The organism is Kitasatospora sp. NPDC004272, from assembly GCF_053603035.1.
In genome coordinates this window covers 1-7,012 of the sequence record NZ_JBSGET010000236.1, presented here as the reverse complement: position 1 = coordinate 7,012, position 7,012 = coordinate 1, and the positions used below count along the sequence as shown (strand labels likewise).

At 77.5% G+C, this 7,012-nt stretch carries 5 protein-coding genes; 3 read left to right on the top strand and 2 right to left on the bottom strand.

All coding sequences use genetic code 11. From position 1 onward, the window contains the following. Positions 1–101: 101 nt before the first annotated feature. Positions 102–914: a hypothetical protein gene (locus tag ACWEO5_RS37475; protein WP_452166555.1), complete on the bottom strand. Its 813-nt coding sequence runs from the start codon at positions 912–914 to the stop codon at positions 102–104. A gap of 689 nt (positions 915–1,603) precedes the next feature. Between ACWEO5_RS37475 and ACWEO5_RS37470 the strand changes: the two genes are divergently transcribed. Further along, the gene (locus ACWEO5_RS37470) at positions 1,604–3,475 is read left to right on the top strand and encodes a transketolase (protein ID WP_452166554.1); all 1,872 of its coding nucleotides are present in this window, start codon (positions 1,604–1,606) and stop codon (positions 3,473–3,475) included. A gap of 44 nt (positions 3,476–3,519) precedes the next feature. Here ACWEO5_RS37470 and ACWEO5_RS37465 read toward each other — a convergent pair whose 3' ends face one another. Next, positions 3,520–3,735 (bottom strand): hypothetical protein, encoded by a 216-nt coding sequence (locus ACWEO5_RS37465; RefSeq protein WP_452166553.1) that lies wholly within the window; start codon positions 3,733–3,735, stop codon positions 3,520–3,522. 317 nt (positions 3,736–4,052) lie between these two features. On the opposite strand from ACWEO5_RS37465, the gene ACWEO5_RS37460 reads away from it, so the two are divergent. Next, positions 4,053–5,312, top strand: a complete 1,260-nt coding sequence (locus tag ACWEO5_RS37460; RefSeq protein WP_452166552.1) for a lycopene cyclase family protein — start codon at positions 4,053–4,055, stop codon at positions 5,310–5,312. A 77-nt stretch (positions 5,313–5,389) separates the two neighbouring features. After that, positions 5,390–6,946, top strand: a complete 1,557-nt coding sequence (locus tag ACWEO5_RS37455) for an FAD-dependent oxidoreductase (protein ID WP_452166551.1) — start codon at positions 5,390–5,392, stop codon at positions 6,944–6,946. Positions 6,947–7,012 lie beyond the last annotated feature (66 nt).

The following is a 7,012-nucleotide window of genomic DNA, read 5'->3' as shown; positions in this document are numbered from 1 at the left end:
CGCAGCGCCGCCCCGCACCGCGGCCCCCGGCGCACGGCTGACCGCCCGGCGCACGATCGACCGCCCGGCGCACCGGGCGCGGCGACCGGACCGGCCTCTGGTCAGGCCCCGGCGGCGTCCCAGTAGCCGGGGTCGGCGGGTCGGCGCCCGCGCAGGTCCTCCCGGACGGCGGTGGCCAGCCGCAGGGTGTCCTTGCGGTTGACCCGCGCCCCGATCACCGCACCGGCCAGCAGCGGGGCCAGGGTCGGAAGCCTGCGCAGCCCCGAGCGGGTCAGCCGCCTGCTCACCTGCCGGCGCAGCGCCGCGCTCCGGTTCAGCGCCAGCAGCGCCCCCGGGCGGGTCAGGTCCATCCCCCGGCCCTCGCTCCACACCGCCAGGTACGCGTACGAGCGCTGCCGCGCGGAGCCCTCCGGCACCTGGCCGTAGACCGCGTACAGCTCGGCGACCAGTTTCAACTCGATCGCCGCGGAGGCGAGCAGCTCGGACGCCAGCTCGACCGGCATCACCAGCGGTACGGGCATCATCGCCACCGTTCCGGCGCTCGCGCCGACCGCGGTCGACGCCCGCACCGACCCGGCGACGAGCAGGTCCGCCAGCTCGTCCGGCGTCCCGGCCCCGGGGTGCTGGGCCCGGAGCGTCGCCAGGTTCCGCACCGGGATCCGCGGGGCCGCGTCCAGCAGCCGCTCGGTCAGCATCCGCAGCCCGTTGCGGGGACCCGTCCCGAGCCGGTGGCCGCCGCGGGCCAGGCCGTTGCCCAGCCGTCGCGCCAGCGCGCGCACCCGGCGCGCCGTGCCGCCCCGCGACCCGTCGTCCCGCTCCTCCACCTCGGCGGCGATCCGGGCCAGCTCCGCCGTGATCTCGTCCGGGTCTCCGGGGAGACCCCCCGGCCGTTCCGGCTCACCGATCGGTGCCATGTGCTCGCCTCCACTCCCGTGCGGACTTCCCACCGGTCCGTCTGCCCGGCAGCGGCCCGGACAGTCCCGGGCGGCCGCGCCGCCGCCGGCCGTCACCGCGGCGGCGGTGCGCCGGTGCTCCCGGAAGGCCCGTTCGCGGCCCCCGCCCTCCAGTATCGGGCGCGTCGAGGCGGCGGGCGCGGCCGACGTCGCGGAGCGGGAGCCGGAGCCGGGCGGGCACCGGACGCGCCGCCCCGCCGGGATCGCACCACCCGATCGGGTGACGCCCTCCCGCCCGCCGCCTCGCGGGGCGGACCGCTTCCCGCGCCCCGGCCCGGACCCTCCCGGGCGCCCGGCCCGCACCGGCGGACCCGCCCCTCCGGCCTGCGCCGGACGGCGGGTTCAGTAGGGCATCGGGCGGCCGGAGGGGGTACGCAGGTCGAGCGGGGGACGCGGACGCGGTGGCGCGGGGCGCCGGACCACGGTGGTCGCTGCCATCTCCATCACCTCCTCGGCTGTGCCCCGCCTCTACCCACCCCGCCCCGTCCGACACCCCGCCCCGCTCCGGTCCGCGCTCCCGGGGCCGGGCGGGGGCCGGGCGGACGACCCGTGCGTCGGACCCGGCCCAGCGGGTAGGCGCGCCGCGGCCATCCCTCCCGGCCCCGCACCCCGCGGCCCGACGCACCCCACGACCAGAAAGGCCGTCCGACATGACCGCCCAGTCCCTGCTCGGCCCCGACACCGAACCCGCCCGGCTCTTCGACCTCGCCCAGCAACTGCGCGTCGACGCCGTCCGCGCCAGCACCTCGGCCGGGTCCGGGCACCCCACCTCCAGCCTGTCCGCCGCCGACCTGATGGCCGTACTGATGGCCCGCCACCTGCGCTACGACTGGGAGGCGCCCGACAACCCGGACGCCGACCACCTGGTGTTCTCCAAGGGCCACGCCTCCCCGCTGCTGTACGCGATGTTCAAGGCCGCGGGCGCGATCGGCGACGAGGAGCTGATGACCACCTACCGGCGCTTCGGCCACCGCCTCCAGGGCCACCCCACCCCGGAACTGCCCTGGGTCGACCTGGCCACCGGCTCGCTCGGCCAGGGCGTCGCCTACGCCGTGGGCATCGCGCTGGCCGGCCGCGACCTGGAGCGCCGCGACTTCCGGGTGTGGGTGCTGTGCGGCGACAGCGAGACCGCCGAGGGCTCCGTCTGGGAGGCCCTGGACGCGGCGGGCCGCCACCGGCTCGGCAACTTCACCGCGATCATCGACGTCAACCGGCTCGGCCAGAGCGGCCCCACCGAACTCCAGTGGGACACCGACGCCTACGCCCGCCGGGTCGAGGCCTTCGGCTGTCGCGCCCTGGTCGTCGACGGCCACGACCTGGACGCCGTCGACCGGGCCCTGACCACGGCCGCCGACGGCACCGCGCCCACCGTGATCGTCGCCCGCACCGTCAAGGGGCGGGGCGTCGCCGAGGTCGCCGACCAGGAGGGCTGGCACGGCAAGCCGCTGCCCGAGGACCTCGCCGAACGCGCCGTCGCCGAACTGGGCGGGCAGCGCGACCTGCGGGTGCGCGGACCGCAGCCCCCGCACGGCAGCCCCGCCCTCAAGGTGCACGCCCCCGAGGTCGAACTGCCGCGCTTCGAGCCCGGCGAGCAGGTCGCCACCCGGGTCGCCTACGGCCGGACGCTCGCCGCCCTCGGCGCCCGCCCCGACGTGGTCGCGCTGGACGCCGAGGTCGGCAACTCCACCCACGCCGAGGACTTCGCGAAGGCCCACCCCACCCGGTACTTCCAGAGCTACATCGCCGAACAGCAGATGGTCGCCACCGCCGTCGGCATGGCCGTGCGGGGCTTCCGGCCCTATGCGACCACCTTCGCCGCCTTCCTCACCCGCGCCCACGACTTCATCCGGATGGCCGCCGTCTCCCAGATCAGCATGACGCTGTGCGGCACCCACACCGGCGTGGAGATCGGCGCCGACGGCCCTTCCCAGATGGGCCTGGAGGACCTCGCCATGATGCGCGCCGTCCGCGGCTCCACCGTCCTCTACCCGGCCGACGCCACCGCCACCGCCGCCCTGACCGCCGCCGTGGCCGACCTGCCCGGCATCTCCTACCTGCGCACCACCCGCGGTGCCTACCCGGTGCTGTACGGCCCCGAGGAGGAGTTCCCGATCGGCGGCTCCAAGACCCTGCGCCACGGCCCGGACGACCGGGTCACCCTGGTCGGCGCCGGAGTGACCCTGCACGAGTGCCTGGCCGCCGCCGACCTGCTGGCCGAGGAGGGCGTCCCCGTCCGGGTGCTCGACCTCTACTCCGTCAAGCCCGTCGACACCGACGCCCTGCTGCGCGCCGCCCGCGAGACCGGGGCCCTGGTGGTGGCCGAGGACCACCACCCCGAGGGCGGCCTCGGCGAGGCCGTCCTGTCCGCCCTCGCCGCCGCCGACGCCCACCCCGCGGTCACCCACCTCGGCGCCACCGGCCTCCCCGGCTCCGGCACCACCGAGGAGCTCCTGCGGGCCGCCGGCATCTCCCGCCAGGCGATCGCCGCCGCGGCCCGCACCCTCGCCGACCGCCGCCGCTGACCCGCTGCGGCCGGATCCGGGGCCGGGTCCGGGGCGGCGGTTCCTCAGGCGAAGATCCGCCCGAGGGCGAAGCCGATGCAGCAGACCACCATGACCATGATGACCAGCAGGGGGACCCAGCCGGGCCAGGCGGTGCGCAGTTCCACCGCCTCGGGGGTGGAGATGCCGTGCGTGGTCGAGCCCTCGCACTCGGGGGTCTCGACCGGCAGGGAGTGGCCGGGCAACCCGACCGAAGCGGGGACGGAGTGGCTGACGGACATGGCGTCCTCCCGGTGGTTCCGAGTCTCGTGGCGTACCGGTTCGCTTCCACTCCCCACGCTCCACCCGGCCGCGCCCGGGCGCAAAGGCGCACCGCTTGCGCACCGTTCGGGCGGGAGGCGGACCTGCCGCGCCCGCCGCGCCGGATCCACCGGACGGCGACACGGCGGCCCGTCCCGGCGGATGGCGCGACCGGCCCGGGGCAGAGGTGACAGGGTGGGAGCACCCCCGGGGCGCCCCGCCGGACGGAGCCCGGGCCGCACGCCGGGGACGGGTCGGACGCCCCGCACCCCGTCCGGAGCCGGAAGGCGGAAGCGAGTTGACAGGCACTCCGGAGGCCGCGCCCCTCGCGCTGGTGATCATCGGCGGGGGAGCCGCCGGACTCAGCCTGGCCGACTGCCTGGTCAGGCACGACCTGCAAGGGGCCGGCGGCGGCCCCCGGTTCGACGTGACCCTCGTCGAGGCGCCGGAGGGCCCGCTGCGCCCGGCCCCCCGGACCTGGTGCTTCTGGGACGACGGGCCCGGGGCGTACGAGGAGGCCGTCACCGCGCAGTGGTCCCGGCTGCGGATCACCGGCCCCGACGGCCAGCGGGTCGAAGCGGCACCCGCCCCCCTGCGCTACCGGATGCTGCGCTCCACCGCCTTCGAGGAACTGGTCCGCACCCGCCTCGCGGCCCATCCCCGGGCCCGGGTCCTGCGCGCCACCGTCCGGCACGTGCGGGCGAGGACGGACGGCCGGCCCGGCGCCCGCGTGCACGCCGACGACCCGGCCGGGCGGCCGCTCACCCTCGACGCCCGGTACGTCTTCGACTCCCGGCCGCCCGCCCGGGCCCCGCTGGCCCGCACCGCCCTGCTGCAGCACTTCCGGGGCTGGTTCGTGCGCACCGACCGCCCGCGCTTCGACCCGGGCACGGCGGACCTGATGGACTTCCGGGTCCCGCAGCCCGCCCACGGCCTCGCCTTCGGGTACGTCCTGCCGCTGGCCCCCGACCGCGCCCTGGTGGAGTACACCGAGTTCTCCCGGCACCCGCTGACCGTCCCCGCCTACGAACGCGCCCTGCGCGCCTACACCGGGGGAGTCCTGGGCCTGGGCGGGCTCACGGTGGAGGGCGTCGAACAGGGCGCCATCCCGATGACGGACGGCCGCTTCCCCCGCCGCACCGCCCCCGCGCACGTGCACATCGGCACGGCCGGCGGCGCCACCCGCCCCGCCACCGGCTACACCTTCGCCGCCGTCCAGCGGCAGAGCCGCGCCATCACCGAGGCCCTCGGCCGCCCCGCCGCGCCGCACCGCCCCGCCCCGGCCCCCGCCCCCCACCGCCGACGGGACCTGGCCATGGACGCGGTCCTGCTGCGCGCCCTGGACACCGGCCGGGTCGACGGGCCCCGCTTCTTCACCGACCTGTTCCGCCGCACCCCCGCCGCCCAGGTGCTCCGCTTCCTGGACGGCGCGAGCACCCCCCTCGAAGGACTCCGCATCGGCCTGCGCTGCCCCGTCGGCCCCATGCTGCGGTCGGCCGCCGAACTGCCGCTGCTGCCCCGCCGGGCCGCGCCCGGCACCAGCCCCGCACACCCCTGAGGACCACCGTTGACCCAGCCCCGGCACCACCACGACCGCCCCGCCCGCCCCGCCGCCGTCCTCCCGGCGGTGCGGGCATGAGCCGCACCCCGTCCGGCGCCCGGCACGGGCGGGACCGCCGCGCCGAAGTGCTCCCCGCCGCCCCCGGCCACGCCCGCTTCCCCGGGGCCGAGCCGCCCCGGGTGGCCGTGGTCGGCGGCGGGATCGCCGGCCTGGCCGCCGCGACGGCCCTCGCCGAACGCGGCATCGACGTGGTCCTCCACGAACGGGAGCCCGTGCTGGGCGGGCGGGTCGCGGGCTGGCGCACCCGCCTCGCCGACGGGTCCACCGCGACCATGAGCCGGGGCTTCCACGCCTTCTTCCGCCAGTACTACAACCTGCGCGGCCTGCTGCGGCGCACCGACCCCGGCCTGACCCGGCTGGTCGGCCTGCCCGACTACCCGCTGCGCCGGCGCTCCGGAGCGACCGACAGCTTCGCCCGGGTGCCGCGCACCCCGCCGTTCAGCGCCGCCGGCTTCGTCGCCCTCAGCCCCACCTTCGGCCTGCGCGACCTCGCCGCCCTGGACGCCCGGGCCGCCCTCCCGCTGCTGGACGTCCGCCTCCCCGAGGTCTTCGAACGCCACGACACCACCAGCGCGCACGACCTGCTGCAGCGGATCAACTTCCCCGAGGCCGCCCGCGACCTCGCCTTCGAGGTGTTCTCCCGCAGTTTCTTCACCGACCCGCGCGACCTGTCCGCCGCCGAACTGCTGCTGATGTTCCACATCTACTTCCTCGGCTCCTCCGAAGGACTGCTCTTCGACGTCCCCGCCGAGCCCTACCCGCAGGCCCTGTGGGACCCGCTGGCCGCCTACCTGACCGCCCTCGGCGCCGACCTGCGCACCGGCTCCGCCGTCGACGCGGTCCGGCCGCTGCCCGGCGGGGACCTCGAAGTGGCGACCTCCGGCCGGGGCACCGAACGCCACCAGGCCGTGGTCCTCGCCCTGGACCCGGCCGGCCTGCGGGACCTCGTCGCGGCCTCCGCGGACCTGGGCGACCCGGCCTGGCGCGCCGACATCGCCGCGCTGCGCACCGCGCCGCCCTTCCTGGTCACCCGGCTCTGGCTGGACCGCCCCGTCGCCGCCGACCGGCCGGGCTTCCTCGGCACCAGCGGCTACGACGGGCTGGACAACGTCAGCGTGCTGGAGCGCTGGGAGGGCGAAGCGGCCCGCTGGTCCGCCCGCACCGGCGGGTCCGTGGTCGAACTGCACGCCTACGCCGTGGCCGAGGACGCCGAACCGGAGGAGTTCCAGGACCGCATGACGGCCCGGCTGCACGAGGTCTACCCGGAGACCCGCGACGCCCGGACGGTCGACGTCCGCCACGAATGGCGCCGGGACTGCCCGGTCTTCCCGGTCGGCGGCTGGCCGCGCCGCCCCGGCGTCACCACCCCGCACCCCGCCGTCGTCCTCGCCGGGGACCTCGTCCGCACCGACCTGCCCGTCGCCCTGATGGAACGCGCCGCCACCACCGGTTTCCAGGCCGCCAACACCCTGCTCGCCCGCTGGGGCGTCACCGGCCAGACCCTGTGGACGGTGCCCCGGGCCGGCCGCTCCCGGCTGCTGCGCGCCCTGGCCCGCCGGGCGGCCCGCTGACCGGCCGACCGACCTTCAGCGGGCCGGAGACCTTGTGCTTGAACACGTCGTCCTTGGCCATGAAGC